The 24,630-nt window shown below is 37.6% G+C and carries 25 protein-coding genes; 7 read left to right on the top strand and 18 right to left on the bottom strand.

All coding sequences use genetic code 11. The features are described from left to right. Positions 1-17: 17 nt before the first annotated feature. Positions 18-659 carry a GTP diphosphokinase gene (gene yjbM, locus FXW34_RS07005; RefSeq protein WP_147533367.1) on the bottom strand — a complete coding sequence of 214 codons (642 nt, stop codon included), beginning with the start codon at positions 657-659 and terminating at the stop codon, positions 18-20. Positions 660-960: 301 nt separating this feature from the next. On the opposite strand from yjbM, the gene FXW34_RS07000 reads away from it, so the two are divergent. The 3 genes from FXW34_RS07000 (at position 961) to FXW34_RS06990 (ending at position 3,044) form a co-directional block, all read left to right on the top strand. Beyond that, the gene (locus FXW34_RS07000; RefSeq protein ID WP_187118863.1) at positions 961-1,539 is read left to right on the top strand and encodes a CYTH domain-containing protein; all 579 of its coding nucleotides are present in this window, start codon (positions 961-963) and stop codon (positions 1,537-1,539) included. Positions 1,540-1,747: 208 nt separating this feature from the next. Next, a complete protein-coding gene (locus FXW34_RS06995) occupies positions 1,748-2,137 on the top strand; it encodes a globin domain-containing protein (protein WP_147533250.1) in 390 nt (129 codons plus the stop codon). A 13-nt stretch (positions 2,138-2,150) separates the two neighbouring features. Beyond that, positions 2,151-3,044 (top strand): ClpXP adapter SpxH family protein, encoded by an 894-nt coding sequence (locus FXW34_RS06990; RefSeq protein WP_281292923.1) that lies wholly within the window; start codon positions 2,151-2,153, stop codon positions 3,042-3,044. Positions 3,045-3,610: 566 nt separating this feature from the next. On the opposite strand, the gene pepF is transcribed toward FXW34_RS06990, so the two are convergent. The 4 genes from pepF to spxA form a co-directional block, all read right to left on the bottom strand. Continuing rightward, positions 3,611-5,434: an oligoendopeptidase F gene (pepF, locus tag FXW34_RS06985; protein ID WP_147533249.1), complete on the bottom strand. Its 1,824-nt coding sequence runs from the start codon at positions 5,432-5,434 to the stop codon at positions 3,611-3,613. 128 nt (positions 5,435-5,562) lie between these two features. Then, the gene (locus tag FXW34_RS06980) at positions 5,563-6,750 is read right to left on the bottom strand and encodes a competence protein CoiA (RefSeq protein ID WP_187118862.1); all 1,188 of its coding nucleotides are present in this window, start codon (positions 6,748-6,750) and stop codon (positions 5,563-5,565) included. Positions 6,751-6,881: 131 nt separating this feature from the next. Beyond that, positions 6,882-7,550 (bottom strand): adaptor protein MecA, encoded by a 669-nt coding sequence (gene mecA / locus FXW34_RS06975; RefSeq protein ID WP_147533247.1) that lies wholly within the window; start codon positions 7,548-7,550, stop codon positions 6,882-6,884. Positions 7,551-7,783: 233 nt separating this feature from the next. Then, the gene (spxA, locus tag FXW34_RS06970; RefSeq protein WP_147533246.1) at positions 7,784-8,179 is read right to left on the bottom strand and encodes a transcriptional regulator SpxA; all 396 of its coding nucleotides are present in this window, start codon (positions 8,177-8,179) and stop codon (positions 7,784-7,786) included. 556 nt (positions 8,180-8,735) lie between these two features. Between spxA and FXW34_RS06965 the strand changes: the two genes are divergently transcribed. Next, a complete protein-coding gene (locus FXW34_RS06965; protein WP_147533245.1) occupies positions 8,736-8,921 on the top strand; it encodes a hypothetical protein in 186 nt (61 codons plus the stop codon). 108 nt (positions 8,922-9,029) lie between these two features. On the opposite strand, the gene FXW34_RS06960 is transcribed toward FXW34_RS06965, so the two are convergent. From FXW34_RS06960 to FXW34_RS06940, 5 genes are all read right to left on the bottom strand, one after another. Next, on the bottom strand, positions 9,030-9,965 hold the full coding sequence (locus tag FXW34_RS06960; RefSeq protein WP_147533244.1) for an ABC transporter ATP-binding protein: 936 nt from the start codon (positions 9,963-9,965) through the stop codon (positions 9,030-9,032). A gap of 1 nt (position 9,966) precedes the next feature. Further along, positions 9,967-11,034 carry an ABC transporter ATP-binding protein gene (locus FXW34_RS06955; RefSeq protein WP_147533243.1) on the bottom strand — a complete coding sequence of 356 codons (1,068 nt, stop codon included), beginning with the start codon at positions 11,032-11,034 and terminating at the stop codon, positions 9,967-9,969. 14 nt (positions 11,035-11,048) lie between these two features. Next, positions 11,049-11,966, bottom strand: a complete 918-nt coding sequence (locus tag FXW34_RS06950; RefSeq protein WP_147533242.1) for an ABC transporter permease — start codon at positions 11,964-11,966, stop codon at positions 11,049-11,051. 3 nt (positions 11,967-11,969) lie between these two features. Beyond that, a complete protein-coding gene (locus FXW34_RS06945; RefSeq protein ID WP_147533241.1) occupies positions 11,970-12,905 on the bottom strand; it encodes an ABC transporter permease in 936 nt (311 codons plus the stop codon). 101 nt (positions 12,906-13,006) lie between these two features. Beyond that, positions 13,007-14,644, bottom strand: coding sequence for a peptide ABC transporter substrate-binding protein (locus tag FXW34_RS06940; RefSeq protein ID WP_147533240.1), 1,638 nt, complete (start codon positions 14,642-14,644; stop codon positions 13,007-13,009). Between the two features lie 630 nt (positions 14,645-15,274). Here FXW34_RS06940 and trpS point away from each other — a divergent pair. Then, positions 15,275-16,264, top strand: coding sequence for a tryptophan--tRNA ligase (trpS, locus tag FXW34_RS06935; protein ID WP_147533239.1), 990 nt, complete (start codon positions 15,275-15,277; stop codon positions 16,262-16,264). Between the two features lie 38 nt (positions 16,265-16,302). On the opposite strand, the gene FXW34_RS06930 is transcribed toward trpS, so the two are convergent. The 5 genes from FXW34_RS06930 to FXW34_RS06910 form a co-directional block, all read right to left on the bottom strand. After that, positions 16,303-17,052: a YjbA family protein gene (locus FXW34_RS06930; protein WP_147533238.1), complete on the bottom strand. Its 750-nt coding sequence runs from the start codon at positions 17,050-17,052 to the stop codon at positions 16,303-16,305. A gap of 76 nt (positions 17,053-17,128) precedes the next feature. Continuing rightward, positions 17,129-17,392 (bottom strand): YuzI family membrane protein, encoded by a 264-nt coding sequence (locus FXW34_RS06925; protein WP_246140907.1) that lies wholly within the window; start codon positions 17,390-17,392, stop codon positions 17,129-17,131. A 316-nt stretch (positions 17,393-17,708) separates the two neighbouring features. Further along, the gene (locus FXW34_RS06920; RefSeq protein ID WP_147533237.1) at positions 17,709-18,542 is read right to left on the bottom strand and encodes a DUF2268 domain-containing putative Zn-dependent protease; all 834 of its coding nucleotides are present in this window, start codon (positions 18,540-18,542) and stop codon (positions 17,709-17,711) included. A 128-nt stretch (positions 18,543-18,670) separates the two neighbouring features. Then, entirely contained in the window at positions 18,671-19,909 is a 1,239-nt protein-coding gene (gene fabF, locus FXW34_RS06915) for a beta-ketoacyl-ACP synthase II (RefSeq protein ID WP_147533236.1), read from the bottom strand. A 55-nt stretch (positions 19,910-19,964) separates the two neighbouring features. After that, complete coding sequence (locus tag FXW34_RS06910; protein WP_147533235.1) at positions 19,965-20,897, bottom strand: beta-ketoacyl-ACP synthase III; 933 nt, start codon at positions 20,895-20,897, stop codon at positions 19,965-19,967. 230 nt (positions 20,898-21,127) lie between these two features. On the opposite strand from FXW34_RS06910, the gene FXW34_RS06905 reads away from it, so the two are divergent. Continuing rightward, entirely contained in the window at positions 21,128-21,460 is a 333-nt protein-coding gene (locus tag FXW34_RS06905; RefSeq protein ID WP_147533234.1) for a hypothetical protein, read from the top strand. A gap of 57 nt (positions 21,461-21,517) precedes the next feature. Here FXW34_RS06905 and FXW34_RS06900 read toward each other — a convergent pair whose 3' ends face one another. From FXW34_RS06900 to FXW34_RS06890, 3 genes are all read right to left on the bottom strand, one after another. Beyond that, positions 21,518-22,471 carry a BMP family ABC transporter substrate-binding protein gene (locus FXW34_RS06900; protein WP_147533364.1) on the bottom strand — a complete coding sequence of 318 codons (954 nt, stop codon included), beginning with the start codon at positions 22,469-22,471 and terminating at the stop codon, positions 21,518-21,520. 123 nt (positions 22,472-22,594) lie between these two features. Continuing rightward, positions 22,595-23,437 carry a hypothetical protein gene (locus tag FXW34_RS06895; protein ID WP_147533233.1) on the bottom strand — a complete coding sequence of 281 codons (843 nt, stop codon included), beginning with the start codon at positions 23,435-23,437 and terminating at the stop codon, positions 22,595-22,597. Between the two features lie 74 nt (positions 23,438-23,511). Then, positions 23,512-24,255 (bottom strand): lipase family protein, encoded by a 744-nt coding sequence (locus tag FXW34_RS06890; RefSeq protein ID WP_342780682.1) that lies wholly within the window; start codon positions 24,253-24,255, stop codon positions 23,512-23,514. 183 nt (positions 24,256-24,438) lie between these two features. Between FXW34_RS06890 and FXW34_RS06885 the strand changes: the two genes are divergently transcribed. Continuing rightward, a complete protein-coding gene (locus FXW34_RS06885) occupies positions 24,439-24,621 on the top strand; it encodes a YjzD family protein (RefSeq protein ID WP_147533232.1) in 183 nt (60 codons plus the stop codon). The last annotated feature ends 9 nt before the right edge of the window (positions 24,622-24,630 follow it).

The following is a 24,630-nucleotide window of genomic DNA, read 5'->3' as shown; positions in this document are numbered from 1 at the left end:
ATTTGTAATTTCTCCTATTAATTGCTTTTTCCCTCTTGTTTTGTTTCTTTTTTTAATGTAAAAAATGCTTGAGCTTCCTGAATCTCGCCTCTAATCAGCGACATTTCCTCATCCAAACGAAAGGCAGCTTCGGCTGCGCGCTTTAAGCGTGTTTGTATATCCTTTGGGAATTGTCCTTTATATTTATAATTCAATGAATGCTCAATTGTAGCCCAGAAATTCATCGCAAGCGTGCGGATTTGAATTTCTACTAATATTTTTTTCTCACCGCTAATCGTCTGAACTGGATATCGAATCACAACATGGTAGGAACGGTATCCACTATTTTTTTTGTGTGAAATATAATCTCTTTCTTCGACGACTTCGAAATCTTTTCTCTCTCTAAGTAATTCGACAACCGTTTTGATATCATCCACAAATTGGCACATCATTCGAAGTCCGGCTATATCTTGCATTTCCGTTTCTAATTTATTTAAAGGTATCTGTTTTTGTATAGCCTTATCCAAAATACTAGCAATCGGCTTGACCCGACCTGTTACAAATTCAATCGGGGAAGGGGATCCATCGAGCTCAAATTGGCTTCTCATCCCTCTTAATTTTACTTTTAATTCATCAACCGCTTGTTTGTATGGAGCTAAAAAGTAGTCCCATTGTTCCAACAAATCTCACCTCATCCGAAACCCTGTTAATTATACAGGGATTTGATAAATATTTTATCATATTTGTGCGATGATTCCCAAAATTGATGTACTTAAAAGCGGAAGCGGCTCGCTCAGCCCCGACAAGCTTAAGACGAGCATGCCGAAAGGTTGTCCTTTGACCTTTTGGCTGGATTGGCTTAAGACCTCGAGGGGCTAGCCGCTTTCGCTAGACACTGCTCTAAGTAAAAGTTAATACTTCCATTTCTATCTAAAAAAAGGTGATAATAAAAACAGTAGAACAAAGGAAAGGATGACGAATTTGTCTCAGCAAATCGAAATAGAATATAAAAATCTATTATCAAAAGAGGAATATGAACGGTTACAGGATTATTTTAAAATTGATCAGTCTTCAATCAAAAAACAAATTAATCACTATTTTGATACCTCAATATTTGCCTTAAAGAATTTACACTCAGCTTTGCGCATTCGCGAAAAAGGAGGAAAATATGAATTGACCTTAAAGCAGCCAGCTGAGATTGGGCTCTTAGAAACCAATCAAATATTAACAAAAGAAGTAGCAAAGGGAATGTTGGATGGCGGAAAATTGCCGGATGGACCGGTGAAAACGGCATTACTGAACGTGGGGTTTGCAGTTGATACACTTGAGTTTTTCGGAACGCTCACGACGTACCGGGCAGAGCTAGAATTCGAAGGTGGTATACTAGTGTTAGACCATAGCCAGTATTTAAAGGTTGAGGATTTTGAAGTTGAGTACGAGGTAACTGATCCAGAGCAAGGCAAAGTGATTTTTCAGCAACTATTAACAAACATGCATATCCCGCTAAGAAAAACCGACAATAAGATACAACGGTTCTATCAGCAAAAATACAAATCTTAGATTCGCACCATGTTTCATTCCTTATTTTTACTAAAATAAATAATATTTTTCCTTTCCTAGGTAGATTACTGGAAACTGATTTATTTTTTGTGTAAATTAATAAAGTCTGTTTAAATGTGGAATTTCTCATAAAGGCAATATATTTGAGATATAAAAAAAGCGTTGCTACAATATAAACAGAATTATCTAGGAAAAGGAGCCCTGCATTATGGTCGAAAAAATGCCTACACCCTTCGAGGCCATCGGTGAGGAAACGTTGCACCGATTGATTGATGCTTTTTATCGCCGGGTTGGAAATCATCCTGACCTATCGCCCATTTTCCCTAAGGACTTAACCGAAACTGCACGAAAACAAAAACAGTTCCAAACACAATATTTAGGTGGGCCACCTATTTACACGGATGAACATGGCCATCCAATGATGCGTGCCCGTCATTTACCCTTTGAAATCACTCCTTCCCGCGCTCATGCTTGGTTAGCCTGCATGAGTGAAGCAATGGATGAGGTTGGACTCGCTGGTCCGCTTCGTGATGAATATTATGCAAGGCTTGTATTAACTGCTCAACACATGGTTAATACTCCTGATTCTGAAAGTTGAAAGGTGAGAAAATGTGAACAAACAAGGTCCATTCCATAATCAATTCATTTCTTCTCACCACTGCTTTCATAGCGAGAAGAAGCCAATCGAGATCTATATGTTTGTTGATCCCCTTAATCCTGAGTGCTGGGCATTGGAACCTATTACAAAAAAATTGCAAATTGAATATGGGAGATACTTTTCTATTAAGCATGTTTTAAGTGGCAGGTTGACGAGCTTAAATTCAGGGAATAAAAGAGATTACCAAACAAAAGCTGATCTTTGGGAAAAAACCGCAAGTCGGTTCGGAATGTCTTGTGACGGTAGCCTTTGGCTTGAAAATCCGATTTCCTCCCCCTATTTAACATCAATCGCAATAAAAGCGGCTGAATTACAGGGCAGAAGATATGGGATTCGGTTTTTGCGAAAAGTTCAAGAAGTATTATTTTTAGAAAAGCAAAACGTATCCAGCTTTGATGTATTAATCCAATGTGCCCAAAGTGTAAATCTTGATGTTGATGAATTCGTAAATGATATCCATTCTGACGTAGCCTCTAAAGCTTTCCAGTGTGATTTGAAAATCATGGCAGAAATGGAAGTCCACGAGATACCAACGCTTGTTTTCTTTAATGAAAATATCGAAGAAGAGGGCATAAAAATTACTGGTCATTATCCATATGAAATTTATGTGCAAATCTTGGAGGAAATGCTGCAACATAAGCCAGTTCCTGCAGCTCCACCACCGTTAGAAAGCTTTGTGAAGTATTTTAAATTGGTTGCAGATAAAGAAATTGCTGTAGTCTACAATATGTCGCCAAACGAGGTCAATCGTGAAATGAAAAAGCTCCAGCTTAAGCAAAAAGTTGAGCAAATTCCGGCTAAGTATGGAACCATTTGGAGATGGGTTGATCAATCAGAAAGAACTTAGTGAAGGATAGAAAAAACCTTGCAGTCTTGGGCTGCAAGGTTTTTTCTGTTATTTTACGAACAAAGGGGATGGGAGAAATTTTTCACGGTCAAACAAAGGGGTATATGTTTGCTTGTGATCAACTTCACGTCTAAAATATATCACGGATTCAAGAGCAGCCGCAATAAATCGCAAGTTCATTTCACAGGATTGTCAAACGTCATGCATATTTTCGACACAATTGAATACGATTTAGTTAGACTACTCAAATCGATTAGGGGATTTCCCTTGTTGAATAATTCAGATAAGGTGATTTTTATCACTTTGGTTTCTGGTTAGAAAGGAGTGATTTTACAATCCAACCATGAAAAAACTCATTTTCCCTCTTTTAATCTTCCTGTTCTTTGTTGTGTTTGGCTACCATTTGCTTGGTTTAATAAACCTTGTCCCATTGTCTATTACCTCTCCGTTATTATTTATTATTTTGTTTGTAATAGTGGCATATCTTAATAATCGAAAAAAATTTAAAGGATTTTAAAAAAGGATAAGCGTTCGGCTTAAACGAAACCGACGCTCATCCTTTTTAATTATCGTTTCAACAATAAACTTTCCATCTCATTTAGCTTCTCTTCAAACACTTTACACGCATCTTCAATTGGATGTTTGCTTGTCATATCAACGCCTGCCTTTTTCAATACTTCGATTGGATAATCCGAGCTACCTGCTTTTAAGAAATCAATATAGCGCGTTACAGCCGGGGCACCTTCTTCAAGAATTTGCTTAGAAAGGGCAGTTGCCGCACTAAAACCTGTTGCGTATTGATAGACATAATAATTGTAATAGAAATGCGGAATTCTCGCCCACTCAAGGCCAATTTCATCATCGATGACGATATTTTCTTCACCGAAGTATTTTTTATTTAGAGCGTAGTATTCCTTCGTTAATAAATCAGCCGTAATCGGCTCGTTATTTTGAGCTTTTTTATGGATTAAATGCTCAAATTCTGCAAACATTGTTTGGCGGAATACGGTCCCTCTGAAGCCCTCTAAATAATGATTTAACAAATATAAACGCTTCTCTTCGTCTTCTGTTGTTTTAATTAAATAATCATTAAGTAAAGCTTCATTACAAGTGGAGGCCACTTCAGCCACAAAAATGGAATAGCTTCCATATGGGTAAGGCTGGGTCTTACGAGTGTAGTAGCTGTGCACAGAGTGCCCAAATTCGTGGGCGAGTGTGAATAAGTTGTTTACATTGTCCTGCCAGTTCATCAGGATATAAGGATTCGTGCCATATGTGCCTGAAGAATAAGCACCGCTGCGCTTGCCCTTGTTTTCATGGACATCAACCCAGCGATTGTCAAAGCCCTCTTTTAATACATTTACATACTCCTCACCTAAAGGAGCTAAGCCCTTCAGAATAATATCCTTCGCCTCATTGTATGGAATCTCCATTTTTACATTTTTAACCAATGGGACAAATAGATCATACATATGCAGTTCATCTAAGCCTAGCGCTTCTTTGCGAAGCTTGATATAGCGGTGCAATAATGGTAAATGTTCATTAATCGTTTCTACAAGATTTTCGTAGACCGTTTCTGGAATGTTATTGGCAGCTAATGCCGCATGACGAGCAGATTCATACTTTCGAACCCGAGCGTTAAAATTATCATTTTTAATATTACCCGATAAGGTGCTGGCAAACGTGTTTTGGAACTTTCCATATGTGCTATACACAGATTTGAAGGCAGCCTCTCGAACTTGTCTATTTTCACTTTCTAAAAAACGAATGTAGCGACCATGAGTAACCTCGACCTCTTCACCATTTTCATCTTTAATATTTGGAAATTGCAAATCAGCATTATTTAAAATGCCAAAGGTTGTGCTAGAAGCATTTAACACCTCACCCGCTTCAGCCAATAACGCTTCCTGCTCAGCTGAAAGTACATGCGGGCGCTGCAAATTGATTTCTTCCAATGCATGCTCGTACAACTTAAGCTCTGGCTTTTCTGCTAAGAATCCCTCAACCTTACCTTCTTCAATCGATAATATTTCCGGAACGATGTAAGCTAACGCACTCCCAGCCTGTGAATATAAGGCTTTTACTCTGTCATCCAATCCTTGATAAAAAGAATTGGTTGTATCTTGGTCATAACGCATATGAGCATAAGTGTACAATTTACTTAAACGTTCTAATAACTGGTCCTGTAAAGACAATGCTTTATATAAAGTATCGGCACTTTCGTGAAGCTTACCGGTGAATTCGCGCACTCCTGGAATGAGTTGCTTCACCTCGTCAAATTCCTTATCCCATGCTTCATCACTCGCAAAAATGTCTTCTAATCTCCATGTATCCTCAACAGGAATTTCACTTCGTGCAGGTAAGCCTTTACCTTTAGGTTCTTTTTCCATGAAAATACCTCCATTCAAGTCGTCTTCCAAAGCATCTTTCTTTCTAATTCGATTTCCTTTGTTTATTTCCTTCCAATATTGTTAATTACTCGCGTTTATTGTATGTTTTTTCAGCAAAAATCATTATACTACTGAAAAATTCGTTGAAAGTTTTGATAAAATGCTTGCTCTGACCGCTCTTGATCCATCATATTCAGAGCGACTTTAAGTTGACGATTAATCCGATAGACAGATGAATTCCAAGCCGTCAAATATCCGCATTTCTCCAATAAAAATATGTATTCCTGAATGGCATTCGACGCATTTCCACTTAACAAAGGAAGTTCTCTTAAAACAATCTGATTTCGATTCACGCGATTTTGGAAGGCCTGGTAGATTGATGTAATGGAGATCGTTTCACCTGGAGTTCTTTTAATAAAGCAATCGAGATAGAGATAGCCTTGCCAGATTGCTGGTGGAGTTCGAATAAAGATACTATTTGCCACCGGCAAACCAATTTCTGGAGGTAAATAGACTAGATGCAAATGATGATAATAGAGTTGTTTTAAAAATGGATCGCGATATGACTGGGGATTTTGCGAATAAAATTGTTTAAAGGACCTCATTTCCTTTTGCCATATGGGTAAGCTAGGTGATCTATTAAGGAACGGATGGATAAACTTATTAATATCCATGAGGGGAAGTGATTCGCATGCAAATATTGTTAAAGATTTGCGCGTTGAAATTGGATATAGATTTTGTAGAAAAATCATTTTGTTTGATGTAGGGCAATAGAAGGTAATCGAAGTTCGTTGATGATGGGATGTCATGCAAAGGTATTGAAAATCTGAGAGTGAAGCTACATCTGCACTTTTTCGAGAATAGAAGTTTCCTCCTAAAATCCAAAGCGGCACATACCCATGCTGCAAATAGCTATTTGTCCTCTTCTTGAATAATTCATCAGGAATAACCGAGCATTGATACTCTAAGGCAAAACGTTGATTTTGATAAATAAAACGGATGTCCGGTCGTTGTCGTATATCAGGGTCAAACACCTCCAGTTCTGGCTTGAGTCCCTGCTCCTGTAACCATAAGTAAAGTTGTTGCTTTCCGGATAGATGGTAGGCTGATTCCTTTTCAAACTGCTCACTGCAGCTATTAATCCGGTAATGAGCAAAATGTGAAATTTTCTTTGTACCAATTTTTAATATCATTTTCTCCTTACAGCCAGGGCAATAAAATTTCCTTGTTTGTTTTAGTTTTTGTAGCTTATCTTGACTTTTAATGTAATCAGCCAAACAAATGAGATTGCCGTCTTCAGTTAACGCGGTTAACAAGCAAGATTCCTCCTCTCCACTTGTTAACATTTCGACAGCTACAGACAAAATCCTTTTAAGAAAATATGAATATTTTTTGCCTTTTAACATATAAAAAAAACCGATTCCCTGTACAGAAATCGGTTCATTTACTATGCAAAAAATTCTCTTAAGGTTGGAAATACATTTTCACCTATAACCAGTTTACCGTATTCCTCAACACGATGAACCGTTAACGGTGATTCATGTGTAAACTCCAGTAGAATACTTAACTTGTCATCTATTTGATCTTCTTCAAATTCATCCTCAGGGAATTCGACAAATAGATAGTATTTATTTTCGAAAGAATATAACTTTGTATGCAACTCATCAATACCCGGCCGTTTTGCCAGCGCAATGCAGTCCTCAAAATCAGAAAAGGCTAATAAAAACTCTAAATCACCTTCATATATTTCGGTATTACGTGAGTCTTGCCGAGGACTAAAATGATGATCTAATATCTCTTCGATTTGATCGTCAACTGGTATATCCTTAAGCTTCTCATCTGGAATCGGTAATTCGAACTTATGACCATCCTTGGAGAGTTGAGCCTTTGTTACTAAAACTTCCAAGCCTTTTTCCAAAGCCTGGACTTGTATCCATAATGGGCCTTCGACGCTGAACTCTTCCTCCTGATGAATTTCATCCATCATTTCCCAGAAAAGCTCTTCACTTCGTTCGCGATTGTACCAGATTTCTTCACGATCAAAGCCCCGTTCTTCTATATCGCCATATGAAATATAAAATTTAACGGTATTCTCATTAATACGTTCAATTTCCATCATAACAACTCTCCTTTCTAATAAAGGAATTTGTACTTCTATTTTATGATAAAAACAATAATTAGGGAAATAAAAACGATTGCTTATGAAAAACCATTATTAGCCTATTCCCCTAAGTATATTCCTTATATAATATCAAAAAACAATTACATTCACAATTAAGACATTCACAACTTAAACGAATCAAGTATGATAAGATAACAAAAGAGGCTAACAGTGTCAGCCCCTTTTAATTAGTTTACAAGACGTTGTGCCTCGCGCAATTGGAATGTACGTACTTTTCTTGGTAAGAAACGACGAATCTCGTCCTCATTATAACCAACTTGTAGACGTTTTTCGTCAATAATAATTGGACGGCGCAATAATCCAGGATTTTCTTTAATTAGCTCAAATAAATTCTGGAGTGGCATATTTTCTACATTAACATTTAATTTTTGGAAGGTTTTTGATCTTGTTGAAATGATCTCATCCGTTCCATCCTCAGTCATTCGAAGTATTTCCTTTATTTCATCGATTGATAAGGGCTCTGAAAAAATATTTCTTTCCCGATAAGGGATTTCATGTTCTTCTAACCATGCTTTAGCTTTCCGACACGATGTACAACTTGGTGAAGTGTATAATGTAACCATACAAATTCACACTCCCTTTTCTAGACATATACTAAATTGTTGAGTATTAATAATTTATAGCGAATCCCAAATAAAAATTGTTTTAAATAAGAAATTTATATTAAAATTATACACCAACCAACTCCAAATTGATACCCCTTTTTTAAAATTCCTTTAATCTAAACATATAAATACGTACTATAGTTATTTACGTTTTAAAAACAAAAAAGTTTCACTTTCTACCACATATTTTATCATTTTTTACAATTTAGGTTGATTTTTGTCATAGACTAATAAGTTGAAAACAGAGACATTAAAACGCTTTCAAGGACATTATTATAATTCTTATTGCTCAGCCCTTCACATTAGTTGAATATTCGCTATATTTATTCTCAATTAGATTTGCATAATGATAACAAAATACCTATATTTATTTATTTATATAAAAAATATGGGTTTTCTTTCTTTCTTTCTCTTCTCACTTATTTTACAATAACAGTAGGGGACAAATGAGTAGCGCTCAGAATCGAATATATCTTTCTGAACGCAGTCAAACAATCAGTAATGGGGGATATTCATGGTAGAATTCATTATGGATTTTGCAATTGTGGCACTTTTAATAATCGGAATTACCGCAATGATGGGAGCAATTACTAACGGAATTGGCTCAGCACTATTTAGCGGAAGAAAACGCTCAGAATTTGTGGATCAATCTGCAAAGTTCCAAGTAGGTTGGAAACAAGTCGGCGGAAAAAAGAAATAGAATCGAATAGCAACATGAGAACAGGTTGCGAAGTATCGGCACACGTTCTTCAAAGCTAGATAATGATTTTTATAAAAAAAAACGATCTCATATATTGAGATCGTTTTTTTAGTCTTTATAATTCGCTTTATATTTCTTAAGCTCTGCCTCAGAGCAATACACAAAGTGACCAGGGCGTACTTCACGGATTTCCACTTTATCGTTATCTCCGTATCCATGGACACTTGGATCGTAAGTATGACGAAGTCGCGTCCTTTCTGTTTCTGGATCTGGAAGTGGAATAGCTGATAATAGTGATTGAGTGTAAGGGTGTAGCGGATTTTTATACAACACTTCTGCTGGCGCAAGCTCAACTAATTTTCCAAAATACATAACCCCTATTCGGTCGCTTATATATTTAACCATTGAGAGGTCATGAGCAATAAATAAGTAGGTTAAGCCTTTTTCACGTTGGAGCTTTTTCATCAAATTTACAACCTGCGCTTGAATAGAAACGTCCAATGCCGAAATTGGCTCGTCAGCGATAATGAATTCTGGTTGCACCGCAAGTGCACGAGCTATCCCAATCCGCTGTCTTTGTCCACCTGAAAACTCATGTGGATAACGGTTAGCATGTTCTTTATTTAACCCAACCGTTTCTAATAAATCATATACCTGTTGCATCCGTTCCTGTTTTGTACTTGCTAAACCGTGGATATCAATCCCTTCGGCAATAATATCAGTAACTGTCATCCTCGGATTTAGAGATGCATACGGATCCTGGAAAATCATCTGCATTTTTCGGTTAAAAATCTTTAAGTCCTTCTTCGATTTTTTACCATGGACATCTACACCGTTGAACAAAACTTGTCCACCTGTAGCATCATAAAGGCGAATGATCGAACGACCTGTTGTAGATTTTCCACAGCCTGATTCTCCAACTAAGCCTAAAGTTTCCCCTTTATAAATATCAAACGTAACATCATCTACTGCTTTAACCATATTGGGCTTGCCGATATTAAAATATTGCTTAAGGTTTTTAATCTCTAATAATTTTTCTGCCATGCTATTTCCCCTCCCCTACCATAATTGGCTTGTCAAAATTCGAGGGCATTGGGCGAATCCGTTTTTTTACTGATTCAGGTGGTTCAACACTTGGTGCATCGGGATGCAGCAGCCAAGTTTTTGCAAAGTGCGTTTCTGATATTTGGAACATCGGTGGTTCCTCTTCAAAATCAATCGCCAATGCATAAGGATTTCTTGCCGCAAACGCATCTCCCTTTGGTGGATTCGTTAAATCTGGAGGAGTTCCTGGAATCGCCGCTAATTCGGATTTATCATCATTTTCTAAACTTGGCATGGATGCTAGTAAGCCCCATGTATACGGATGACGTGGATCATAGAAGATTTCATCAACTGTACCCATTTCGATGATTTTTCCAGCGTACATTACAGCAACACGATCGGCGACATTTGCTACGACACCAAGGTCATGCGTAATAAAAATGATTGAAGTATCCATTTTATCCTGTAAATCCTTCATCAGCTCGAGAATCTGAGCTTGAATCGTTACGTCAAGGGCAGTTGTCGGCTCATCAGCAATCAACAGCTTCGGATTAGCAGCAAGCGCAATCGCAATCATTGCCCTTTGACGCATCCCACCTGAGAATTCATGAGGATATTGATTGACACGTTTTTCTGGCATTGGAATACCAACAAGATTAAGTAATTCAATTGCACGATTCTTCGCTTGACTCCCTGACATGTTTTGATGTTTAATCAAAACCTCCATAATTTGCTTACCGACTTTCATGGTTGGATTTAATGATGTCATCGGATCTTGGAAAATCATGCTAATTTCTTTTCCGCGAATCTTTTCCATTTGCTTATCAGACTTTGGAACGATGTCGTCACCATTAAATAAAATCTTTCCACCAGTAATTTTACCAGGAGGCATCGGAATTAATTTCATAATTGTTTGTGTCATTACCGATTTTCCAGATCCCGATTCACCCACAATAGCAAGCGTCTCACCTTTATAAAGGTCAAAGCTAACCTTACTAACTGCCCTAACCTCACCACCATAGGTTTGGAATGAGACTGATAAATCTTTCACTTCTAGTATTTTTTCCATTCTCTCACTCCCCCTTATTTACGTAACCTTGGATCTAGTGCATCACGCATTCCATCACCAATCACGTTAAATGCAAAGATTGTTAATGAAATAAACATCGCTGGGAAGAATAATCGCCATGGATAATACTTTAATGCCGGTAATCCTTCGGAAGCCATTGTTCCCCAGCTCGCCAGTGGCGGAGTTAATCCTAAGCCAAGATAGCTAAGGAATGATTCTGTAAATATAGCTGAAGGGACAGTAAGTGTCATCGTTACTAAAATCGGTCCCATTGTATTCGGAATTAAGTGTTTCCCCATGATTCTAGTTAATGGTGCACCAAGTGTACGAGATGCTAATACATATTCCTGATGCTTCAGTGATAGGACTTGCCCACGTACAATCCTCGACATGTTAATCCAGCCGGTAATCGTCATCGCTAAAATCATTGTTCCAATACTTTGTCCAAGAACAACCATCAATAAAATAACAAGTAATAAATACGGAACACCATATAATACATCGGCAACACGCATCATGATTTCATCAACACGTCCACCTTTATAGCCCGAAAATCCACCCCAGAAAACACCGATCGTAAAATCAATCAATGCTGCTGCAACCCCAATAAACAAGGAAATTCTGGCACCTTCCCAAGTACGTGTGAATACGTCACGTCCTAAGTCATCCGTACCAAACCAGTGTTCAGCACTAGGTGGTTGATTAGTATTCTTTAAATCGTTTGTCGCATAGTCAAAACCTGACATATAAGGTCCAAAAATTGCCATAAAAATAAGAATGATGAGTAACACGACCCCAACCATCGCTAACTTATTTTTACGAAAGCGAATACTAACATCTTTCCAAAAAGAAAGACTCGGTTTTGAAATCTTTTCAATGTCTGCATCTTTATTTCCAACTATTCGAAATTTATCTTTTGATATTTGCTGCATCACTTACTCTCCTTTCTTCCCGCCAGCTAGTTTAATGCGAGGATCTATGAATCCGTACGCTATGTCGACAAGGAGAATAGAAATTAATAGGATGATACTGTAAAACACGGTTACTCCCATGATCACGGTGTAGTCACGGTTTGCAATACTTAATACGAAGTGTGAACCTAAGCCTGGAATACCGAAAATCTTTTCAATTACAAAGCTTCCAGTAATAATACCTGCTGAAAGCGGACCCATATAAGACACAACAGGGAGCAACGCATTTCTAATCGTATGTTTAACTGTAATAACGCCTTGACTTAAGCCCTTCGCTTTTGCCGTTTTAATGTAATCATTGCTTAATACTTCAAGCATACTCGATCTTGTAAGTCGTGCTACAAATGCCATCGGTGATGAGGCTAGTGCGAGTGCCGGAAGGACGGAATGCATGAATGATTCCCATCTAGCAACTGGAAATATACCCAACTTAATCGCCAAAAAGTATTGCAGCACTGTCGCCATAATAAACGAAGGAACTGATATTCCCAAAACAGCAACAACCATCGCTCCATAATCTTGCCATTTATTATGCTTCATTGCCGCTATGATTCCTAAAATAATTCCAAATGAAACTGCAATTAATATTGCTTCCAATCCAAGCATTAACGAAACAGGGAAACCATCACTGATAAGATCATTTACTGACCTTGCCTTATATTTAAAGGAAGGACCAAAATCCCACTGAACTACTTTTAGTAAGTATTCACCATATTGAACATACCAAGGTTGATCCAAGCCATAGTGGGCGTTTAGATTCGCTTCTATTTCAGGCGGTAATTGTTTCTCAGATGTAAAAGGATTCCCCGGTGCTATCCTCATTAAGAAAAACGTTGCTGTAACGATTAATAACAGTGAAATCACCATATACAGCAAGCGTTTGCTAATGTATTTTAACAATAACCACACCTCCCATAATTCGAATGATTTATTCAGAAAACGAAGGTATATGGGAAAAACCCATATACCTTTGTTCATTAACCATTCATCACATTTTTGCTTTATTCAAAATAAGCCCATTTTAATTGGACATCGCCTAGTCCAGTTACAACTACATCTTTTAGGTTTTCAACTTGAACCCAGTTATGAGTATAGAAGTAGATTGGAGCTACTGGCATTTCATCGATAAAGATTTTTTCTGCATCTTTTAGCATTTGAATACGTTTCTTCGCGTCAGTTTCCTTTTGCGAATCCATTAACAATTGTTTGAATTCAGCATTCTCCCAGTTTGTATCATTGTTACCGCCTTCTTTATCACGGTATAACTCCAGGAAGTTGATTGCGTCGTTGAAATCACCTAACCAGCCCATACGGCCAACTTGGTAATCACCTGCGTGTAATTGTTCGATATAAACAGCCCATTCTTGGTTATTAAGAGTTACTTCAATACCAAGCTCTTTCTTCCACATATCTTGAATTGCTTGAGCAATTTTTTGATGTGCTTCGTTAGTGTTGTATGAAATTGCGATGGCTGGTAATTCTGATGCATCTTTAAGATTAAGCTCTTTTAAGCCTTTTTCTAAGAATTCTTTCGCTTTCTTCACATCATTATCTTTGAAATATCCTTTTTCGTTCTCTTCGAACATTGACGGAGGAACTGCTGCCATCGCAGGAATTTGTCCACCTTGAGTGATATTGTCAATGATAGACTGACGATCGATAGCATAAGCTAATGCTTTACGAATATTAACGTTATTTAACGGTTCTTTTTCAGTATTAAATTTGTACCAGTAAGTACCTGCAATAGGTTGAGTTGTTAGTCTACCTTCATCTTTTAAAGCTTTCATGGAATCAGTTGGAAGCGTACCGAATGGTGCACCAGCCCAATCTAATTCTCCGTTATCAAACATAGAAAGCTCTGTATTGGCATCGTTAATAATGCTCATTTGTACTTTTTCAAGCTTTACAGTATCAGCATCCCAATAGTCTGCGTTCTTTTCAAGAACGATATTAGCGCTGTGCTCCCATTCAGCTAATTTGAATGGTCCGTTAGAAACGTACTTGTCTCCAGCTTCTGTATACCAGTTAGGATTTTCAGTAGCAACTTTATTGTTTACTGGGAAGTATGTGTAGAACGCGGTTAACTCAAGGAAATAAGGAGTAGGGTTCTCTAGTGTTACTTCCAATGTCTTTTCATCAACTGCTTTTACACCTAAAGTATCAACTGCTGCACCGCCAGTATTAATAGCTTCAGCACCTTTTACGTAGTACAATTGATACGCATATTGTGATTGATTGGCAGGATCAAGAGCCCATTTCCAAGCATAAACGAAGTCTTCTGCAGTGACAGGATCACCATTTGTCCATTTTGCATCACGAAGTTCAAACGTATAAGTTAATAAATCATCAGATGTTGTAATCTTCTCAGCCATTGCTGGTTGAGGTTTACCATCTGCATCAATACGTGTTAAACCTTCAAAGGTTTGGTGCAACACACTTGCTGATGTTGAATCATTTGCTAATCCAGGGTTTAAAGAGAACGGCTCTGAACTAATGTTCACGCGTAATTCTTGTGGAACATCAGATTTTTTGTCGTCTCCACCCTTTTTCTCATCAGCTTTGTCATCGCCACCACATGCCGTTAAGAACATGCTAACCAACAGCAACATGCTGAAAAGAAATGATAGTCTTTTTTTCATGCTTGTACCCCCTATTTATATTTTATTTTTTTGCAAACGGTACCAAAACGAGTTCCATACTTCATATACACTTGTACACCTCAGGTATATTTATATAATAATCAGTCAATTTTTACTAAAAAAATGACAATAAAAAATAAGTTTATAGCATTTTAAGTTTAATTACTCTAAAGAGTTTTTAACTACTTTTACTAGCGTTATCCACCAGTTATGTTATAAACTAATTTTTTACGGTTACACTTGAGTTTATACAGTTTTTTGAAGATATTATCCGCTCAGTATGTACCATTTGTTAGGTTTATTATAAATAGTTTGAAAAGTTAATGCAAGTAACTTTTCGACAAACCCCTTGCGCGATACAACTAAATATTCTGACAATATAAAGAATTAATGCCATTTTTCGACACCTCAAAATGTTATTCTAATAACATTTCTACTGGTTTTTTATGGTTTTTAAACGACAAAATTCTTGGTAAAATTTTTCTTTGACTTCTGTTGATTTTTTTTTTTTATTGTTATAATTTTGATATGATATGCATTGAATAGTCGGCTGGGAAAATAGACCAATCGTCCTTATTCAAATAGGATGGTTGGTTTTTTTAGTTAAAGAAAAAAGGAGGAAATTAATAGATGAAAACGATATTTTCAGGAATTCAACCGAGTGGCACCATTACACTTGGTAACTATATCGGCGCGATGAAGCAATTTGTCGAGCTCCAAAACGAATATAACTGCTACTTCTGCATCGTTGACCAGCATGCCATCACCGTTCCACAGGATCGCTTACAATTACGTAAAAACATCCGCAGTCTAGCAGCCCTATATCTTGCTTGTGGCATTGACCCAGAGAAAGCAACCTTATTCATTCAATCAGAGGTACCTGCACATGCTCAAGCAGGCTGGATGATGCAATGTATCTCCTACATAGGCGAACTAGAAAGAATGACACAATTTAAAGACAAGTCAGCCGGAAAAGAAGCTGTCCCAGCAGCATTACTAACATACCCACCATTAATGGTTGCAGACATCCTTCTTTATAGTACAGATCTTGTACCTGTTGGAGAGGATCAAAAGCAGCATCTTGAATTAACTAGAGATTTGGCTGAACGCTTTAATAAAAAATATAATGACATCTTTACGATTCCTGATATTCGGATTCCTCAAGTTGGAGCGAGAATCATGTCCTTGCAAGAACCGAACAAAAAAATGAGTAAGTCGGATCCAAATACAAAAGCAACCATCACTCTTCTAGACGATCCAAAGCAAATTGAAAAGAAGATTAAAAGTGCAGTAACTGATTCAGAAGGTATCGTGAAGTATGATCGCGAAAACAAGCCTGGTATTTCTAATCTCCTGTCAATCTATTCTATTTTCTCAAAACGTCCTATTCCAGAAATTGAAGCGGCGTATGAAGGCAAAGGCTACGGAGACTTTAAGGCGGATTTAGCAAAAGTTGTCGTTGACGAGCTTGCTCCAATTCAACAAAGATATCATGAATTAATGGAGTCAACTGTCCTCGATGAAATTCTTGACCGTGGCGCTGAGAAGGCCAACAAAGTTGCGAGTAAAATGCTTAAAAAAATGGAAAACGCAATGGGCTTAGGCCGAAAGCGTAAATAGTTTTATCAATAAAAAAGAGGAGCTGATAATTCAGCTCCTCAATTTACTTTTGGACCATGCTCCATTTCCCATAGCTTTTCAAAGAAAGGCTGTCCTTTTATGATGTTTTCACAGAACTTGTAATGCTTCGGTGTCCACCCGTATTTTGTTTCTTCATAAAGCTGAATCCACGCTTCTTCAAACTCCAGATGCTGAATGTCAGCATATCGCTCTGGTCTCCACTCCGTATACCAATAGCGGATTTCTGCAACATTTTTCGAAGTAAATAAATGATCCAATGCCATAAATAACAACTGCTTTAATTGCCGTTCCTTACGGGTGAGTCCCCGCATTAAATCAGGCTCCGGTGATAGAATGTGAAACTCCTTTTTTTCTGTTGATAGTGCTTCAAAGGAGTATTTAATAAAATCGTGACTTTCAATCATCTCATAAACTAATTGTTCCTGACGCGGTATTAATCTGCTCTTTCGAATTGGAATTGTGTAACCCATAGTATCAACCGCTAAAATTCCCACTCCATCAGTTACAACAAAACAATTATCGAGCTGAATCCGTTCATGATTTTTCCGCAAAAATGCCTTTTGGTACACTTCATGCAAAAGTTCTTGCGGTAGCTCTGCTAAATCATTTTCAATATAATGGAAAAGAACAGACTCGATTTTCAACAATGGTACTTGATCAAGCAACTCAACTGCATCATCTTTGCGCCACTCATGGAAGTGGCAAATATTATAACCGTTTTCTTCCCCTTCAAACCAGTTCACCCAAACATCATGAAGATACAACATGAATTTACCCCTCACTTCAAGAAACTGTTGTTTTCAATCAGTATGGGCAGGTAACAGTTAAATTATTCCTTATTTTCTATCGTTTAGTAGCTTCTTTTGCCGGAAAATAGATACTTATCCATATAATGATTATTCCAATCGGGAGCAAGTAGCACTCGAGGCGATGCGATATGAAGTGGAGGTATTCTAAGAAGGTGAAGCCTACTGGCAATAAGTTTAAGTACATAATTGATGTTGTCCCACCAGACACAGCTAGTCCAAAGCCAATGAACAAAAAAAATGCCCGAGTTACGATATCCATTTCATTAATCGTTTCATTATCTTTTTCAAATATAATCATGAGGATTTTCCTCCGGACTTGTCCCTTTTTAACAATTATATGATGTTAGTTGAAAAATATATGAATTGATTTTGGAGGGGGGATGTGGTTGCTGTGGGTTCAATCGTTGTTGAGGCTTGTTTTGAATTGTGCCATGACACACTTTTGGCCTTTTTCTCGTGTGTTTTGTTTCATGGGGACTTCCCATGATACACTTTTGGCTTTTCCCTCATGTGTTCTGTTTCATGGAGCCTCTCCATGATACACTTTTGTCATTTTTACTGACTGTGTTGTTTCATGGAGTCCCTCCATAACTCACGAACCTCATGAACATGAACTACTCCCCCATTACCTCCAACATTTTCTCCGCACGAATTGTAAATGTTTCCTGTGTCGTTAGAGGCTGTTTATCTAAGAATGTCTTCACAACTTTATATCCTACTGCATAGCCAACCATATAAGGAAACCCTCGCTCTCCAAACAAAAGTTGGTCATGGAGCGATTCTTCCTTTTTTACTTTCAAGTGATCAGATAAATATTTTTTCCAAAAACCACCAATTTGCTCATCAGAATATTTTTTACACCATGGAGCTAAATAATCAGCACCACAGTTCGTTTCGACTGCTACTTCAGCCAAGCCCTCTAATACGATTGAATCTAGAAGTGTGTAGTCTTTGATGCTTTTTTCAATTTTGTTCAACCGGCACACATGATGATACTCATGAACAAAGAGAGCTTCGATGTCCTTTTTTGAAAGCTTAGGGGTTAAAAATAGGAAGAGCTTGTCATGAAACGAAACTCCGGATTTCCTATCATTAGTGGACCTTGTAAACAGTCCTTGGTTACCTGCAAATGGAAATATATAAACAGGGATGTCCGGTCCACGCCATCTTTGCTGATAATGCACAAACATCTCCTCAACAGTGCTCCATACTTCTCTTTCTTTAAGTTCTTCAAATGTGGTATAGGTAAGCTTCGTAGGTCTATACATACCGAAATTTTGTAGGTAACGGTAAAAATTACGAAGAGCTTGTGTTTCTTTGCGATTTAGACTGTTGCTTCTTTTATCAGCTTGTTTATGACGATTATCTGAAAACAAAAGCTTTTTGCAAACTTCAATTGGATGATTAAATTGTTCGTCTAACCATTTATCTGTATCGATTACACCCATTCCACACCCTCCTGAATTACTTAATATTCAGAGTGTATGATTAACGAAAATAAACGTGCAAGTTCATTCATAAATAAAAAACCGACCAACGAATCAAAAATATTCGCAAGTCGGTTAATTTATTTATATTATTGATACTTTCTAAATGCAATCGTTGCGTTGTGTCCTCCGAACCCTAATGAGTTACTAATTGCAATGCTGATTTCCTGTTTTCGAGCTTGATTTGGTACATAATCAAGATCACATTCAGGGTCTTGGGTCTGCAGGTTCATTGTTGGCGGGATAATGCCTTCCTGTAACGCCAACACCGAGAAAATTGCTTCAATTCCACCAGCTGCACCTAATAGGTGGCCTGTCATTGATTTTGTTGAGCTTACAGCCAATTTATATGCATGCTCTCCAAAAACCTCTTTAATCGCTGCTGTTTCGTATTTATCATTATAGCCAGTGCTTGTTCCATGAGCGTTGATGTACTCAACTTCTTCAGGTTTAATACCACCGTCGTTTAGCGCTTGTTTCATTGCGCGGGCACCGCCTTCTCCACCAGGAGCAGGAGCTGTTACATGGTACGCATCTCCTGTTGCACCATAGCCGACGATTTCAGCGTAGATTTTTGCACCTCGTGCTAATGCATGTTCAAGCTCTTCTAAAATTACGATACCTGCACCTTCACCGATAACGAATCCGTCACGATTAGCATCGAATGGGCGGCTGGCAGTTTGTGGATCAGGATTTGTTGTAAGAGCGGTGTTAGCACAGAAACCAGCCACAGACATTTTCGTGATAGGTGCTTCTGCTCCACCTGAAACCATTACATCTGCATCACCACGTTGGATGACCTTGAATGCATCTCCTATTGAGTTCGTTCCTGTAGCACAGGCTGTAACGGTACAAGAGTTAATACCTTTAGCACCAAGCATGATTGATACTTGACCCGCTGCCATGTCTGGAATAATCATCGGCACGAAGAATGGGCTTACCCGCTTGTAGCCACGATTCATGAAGGTTTCAAACTGATTTTCGAATGTTTCCATTCCGCCGATTCCAGAACCAATCCAGACACCTACGCGAGGTGCGTTTTCATCTGTAATTTCAAGCCCTGAGTCCTTAACAGCCATTGTTGCTGCAGCAATCGCATAATGTGTAAAACGGTCCATTTTTCTAGCATCTTTTTTTTCAATATATGCTTCAATATTAAAGTCCTTTAATTCAGCTGCAACCTTCGCCGGGTATTCGTCCGCATTTAGTCTAGTTAACGGTCCAACACCCGATACGCCAGCGATGAGGTTTTTCCAAGTTGTTTCTACGTCATTTCCAAGTGGTGTAACCGCACCGACACCTGTTACGACAACCCTTCTTTTTTCCATTACTGTTGCACTCCTTTTCTAAGTAAAAAGTAAGATGATTGCGACATTTAATATCTTATTTACCCCAACGCATTGCAATTGCGCCCCAGGTTAAGCCTCCACCAAAGCCGACCATTACGATTACATCATCTTCTTTAATCTTTCCTGCTTCCAACTCTTCTACAATCGAAATTGGAATGGACGCTGCTGAGGTATTCCCGTATTTATTCACAGTTTTCGACATTTTTTCTTCTGGCAACTCCAAACGTTGTCTGGAAGCTTCCATTATCCGTATATTTGCTTGATGTGGTATTAACATATCAACATCTGACTTAGAAAGACCTGCTTTTTCAATGACATTAACAGCACTTTCTCCCATTTGTCGAACTGCAAATTTGAAAACTTCACGTCCATTCATTACAATGTATTCTTCCTGGTAGAGATGCTTTCCACCAGACCCATCTGAGCCAAGTTCAAATGCCAGAATGCCTCTTCCTTCTGATACAGGTCCCATTACTACGGCTCCAGCACCATCGCCGAATAAGACAGCAGTATTGCGGTCATTCCAATCAGTAATTTTAGAAAGCTTTTCTACACCAACTACTAATATATGCTTGTAAGTTCCACTTTCAATAAATTGCTTTGCTGTTACCATTCCATACATAAAACCCGCGCATGCAGCACTGATATCCATTGCTGCTGCTTTTTTTGCTCCTAAACGATCTTGAAGTATGCATGATACAGTTGGAAATGGCTGATCAGGCGTAACAGTCGCAACAAGAATTAAATCAATTTCCTCGGGTGCAATACCAGCATTATCAATCGCATTTTTTGCTGCTTCATAGGCTAAATCAGACGTATTCATTGAATCATCAGCAATTCTGCGTTCTTCTATGCCTGTTCTTGTCCGAATCCATTCGTCTGTTGTGTCCATTCTTTGTTCCAGTTCGTGGTTAGTGACAATTCGTTCAGGCAAATAGCGGCCTATTCCTTTTATCCCAGCGTTCATGGAAACAACCCCTTTTCTTTCAATATATATCATGATAGTTAATAGTATATTTTATTATCAAATATTATGACTTGGTACTAATTTTATCAAAAAAGAATCTTCATTGGCAACTTTTTTTTAAACTGACACAGCTTAGGAACATGTCATCTAATGGCAAATGACCATACCAAAAAATCAATCGGACATATTATATTGAATAATGCCACTAATATAGAAGGAGGTAATGTAATATGTATCAAAATCCTTTTGAGAGAGATCAACGAAAACAGAGTGACCCCTTTAGACATTTTTTATTTGGCAATAAAGCAGCACAAAAGCAATTTGACCAAAAACCTCAACAGAATCAGGAACAAAGGGGCCAACGACAACGACAAAGGACACAAAAGAATCAAGACATGTCCTTTAATATCCTAAATCCAGCTTCTATCGAAAAATATTTAAACAATATTGACATGGATCTCCTTAATGAAAACATCGATATGCTCATGAAAACAGCCGAACAATTTAAACCACTATACAATGAGCTAAACCCAATCATTGCGAAGTTTTTAAAAAAGAAATAAGCATACCAAGCACATCATAAACAAATCCATCAGAACAGCTCACTGATGGATTTCTTATTATTTTTCGTTCGGAAGTTTTCCAGTTCTCATATATTCATCAATCAACACATTAAGCTTAGCCACAAAGCTCTTATCTATCAGCGGACTAAACTCGCCCATCATAATCACATCATCTTGAAAATCATAATACTGATTTCCAGACTTTAATTCCCCTGATACATACTGCTCAGCTACCAATTCATAAAGATGCTCAACATTTTGTACCGTACTAGTTAATACAGTTGACTCACCAAGATCGGATTGATCAGAGACATATCCAATTGCAAATTTACTGTTTTCTTTTACCTTTTCAATTACTGGAACATTAAAGCCGTCCCCAGCAGGATATACGACATCAATGTTATTTTCGAGCATGAAATCCAACTCATCTAGCGCCTTTTTCTGATCATCCCAATTACCTACATATTGAATGCTCACATTAACTTGCTTATTTTCATAAAGAGCACCGTCATAGAAACCTTCCACCTCAGGCTGCCATTCGTATGCCGCAATTACACCTAGAGAATTTGTCTTTGACATGTGAGCAGCCACCATTCCACCAAAAAAGCCCATTGCATAGCCATTGAAATTAATACTAGTTGTATTTTTTTGTTTGGCATTCCCATTAAAGCTGACAAAATGAATGTCAGGATATTGGTCAGCCAAGTCATTAAAATATTCGGCATATTCATTCCCATGCCCAAAAATCAAACTAATTCCCTTTTGAGAGAATTCCTCGATAGCTTCTTCTATCACTTTAGAAGAATCCATTCCTTCTTTATAGTAAACCTCGGCACCAAGTTCTGACTGAATCTTCAACATGCCGTTATACCCCTTTGTGCCCCACACTTGGTCGTTGACTGTTTCCGGAACTAGCAATCCAACTTTCGATAACTTCCCGTTTCCTACTTGGTGGCCACACCCAGCCAGCAACGCCAGAATTAATAGAAAAACTCCGAAACGCTTCAAAATAAATTGCAACTCCTTTAGTGCTACCAAATAACATAAATAAAAACAATACGCCGTTAGGTATCTCTTGTATACATTCTACCTTTCTCCAAACCTATTGAAAAGAATTATTGTATTACAGTAACATTACACACTAGACAAGACTCGAAGCAAATGCTGTTGCTGTATAATCAAACCCTGTTCAAAATTTACTTTCCCCTCTATTTCTCTATATAGATGATTCGTATTGGTGGCGTCTTTTCTAATGGTATCTTCATAAAAATTGGAATTAATACCCAACTTTTCCGCACATTTTATCCACTGCCCATCTGTTTTGTTTTTTAAGGTACAGGATTGTAAATTACCAGTATTAATAAAGTCAACGATTTCATTTACAGCATCGTCAATAAAAATAGCATCATAAATCCATTCCTGTGGGCTTAATTGTAAATTTTCGCGATTTTTCAAATCATTATAAAGGACCTGCTGAAATGCAAACTCAATAGGCTGCCACGGTCCATATAGTGTTGGTAAGGATATTACATGATAAGGAATGTCCTTCTCCTTCAAAAGGTTAACGAGTTTTTCACCTATTTGAACAACCGTATCCCTAACCCCTGCTTCACTATTCTGAAGCGGAAGCAGGAATACGACTTCAGCCGGGATAAATTCATTGGTTAATTCTAATTCGCTAATAGCAACTTCAAGCTGGGATAGCATCCCTTCTTCATCCTTTTTTAAAAATAAATCAAAGAGTGATAGAATTACGAGTGTATCAGATTCGCAAGATAGTCCTGACTGTATCCACTCAGCAATCGGGATTTCGATTAAATTCGAATTTCTTCCTAAACTTAAACGTTTTTCCTCCTGAAAAATATCATAACGATTTTCAAAACCAATAGAGTGTACAATCATCCCTAGTTCCAAAAATCGTGTGCTAAGATGAAAGCTTAAAAATTCATATCCACCAACAATCATAACCTTGTCCATTTTCAATTCCCTCCCTGCGCGCTAAGCCTCTTAGTATCCTATGCACAGGGAGTGAGATTTTTACCTTTATTTCATTATAATTCCTTTTCAAAGTTTTGATAGAAATCACAAGTGTATCGTTTTAACTGGGTGAATTTTTCCGGAAGCAAATAGCTAACGGATACAATAGATCCATCTTGATTAATTTTTGCCAACAGTAAATTTGTCATCGCAGACTGCTTATAGGCACGTGATCCATTTAAAATATGAATGATTTTCATGGGAAGCTGATCTGGAAGCACATCTTTCTCCTCCATCTCGTCGACCATATTTTCAACATCCTTTTGCTCAATTTCATATGCAGCAGCAATTTCTCTAATTAGTTTTTTATAGAAAAATTTATGTTCCTTTTCATGATTGAGTTGACTTTTTAATGAATAAATCGGATTCACAAAAACAATCGAACGGATTTTTCCCTTCAATTCAGAAATTAATTTAAGCGCAACAAGTGCCCCCATTCCTTCCGCAAATATATGAATTTTATCATTGAGGATTTCCCTTTTAATGACATAATAGTAAAGCTGCTTCGCTAGCTTTGTCGCTTTATCCGAACCCCAATTCCTTCCATATAAATTCGAGTAAAAAGCCGTATAGCCTTTTTCTTTAAAATAATTAATTAACCCGAGTCTGCCTTCGTTTTGCGTCCAAAAATTCATATCCTTTTCTACAAAGCTTCTTTCATCACCAATAATAAGGATACCGAAACCATTAGGCTTGTAGGGATAGTGAACTATATTCCATTCGGTATCCAATTGGAAGTTCCGGTTCTCCATTACCATTAAATTTACCCCTTTTTTTGTGTATTCATATTAATGTATGATGCTTCACAAGAATTGAATAGGAATTTGCCTAAAATGTAAGATGAATTGGTGATGAAACTGAACTTGTCCGAAAATTATTTAAATATTACCGATGATATGTTAAGATGAAGTGAGGAATACATAAGTAAGAGGTGATTTTCGATGAAATATTTTTGGACTTTATTCTGGACATTAATCCTGATTGAAATGGTTGTTTATGTAGGTAGCTCTATGATTGGAACTGAATTTGATGCGATGACTGGTCTTATTATTGCCATTCCAGTTACCGTGTTACTTTACGTGATTCCAGCGATCATTCCTAATGACCCAGTGGAAAAGCACTAATTTTAGCGC

This window comes from Bacillus marasmi, from assembly GCF_902168435.1.
Classification (GTDB): domain Bacteria; phylum Bacillota; class Bacilli; order Bacillales; family Cytobacillaceae; genus Bacillus_BU; species Bacillus_BU marasmi.
This window is presented reverse-complemented; position numbering and strand designations above follow the sequence as displayed.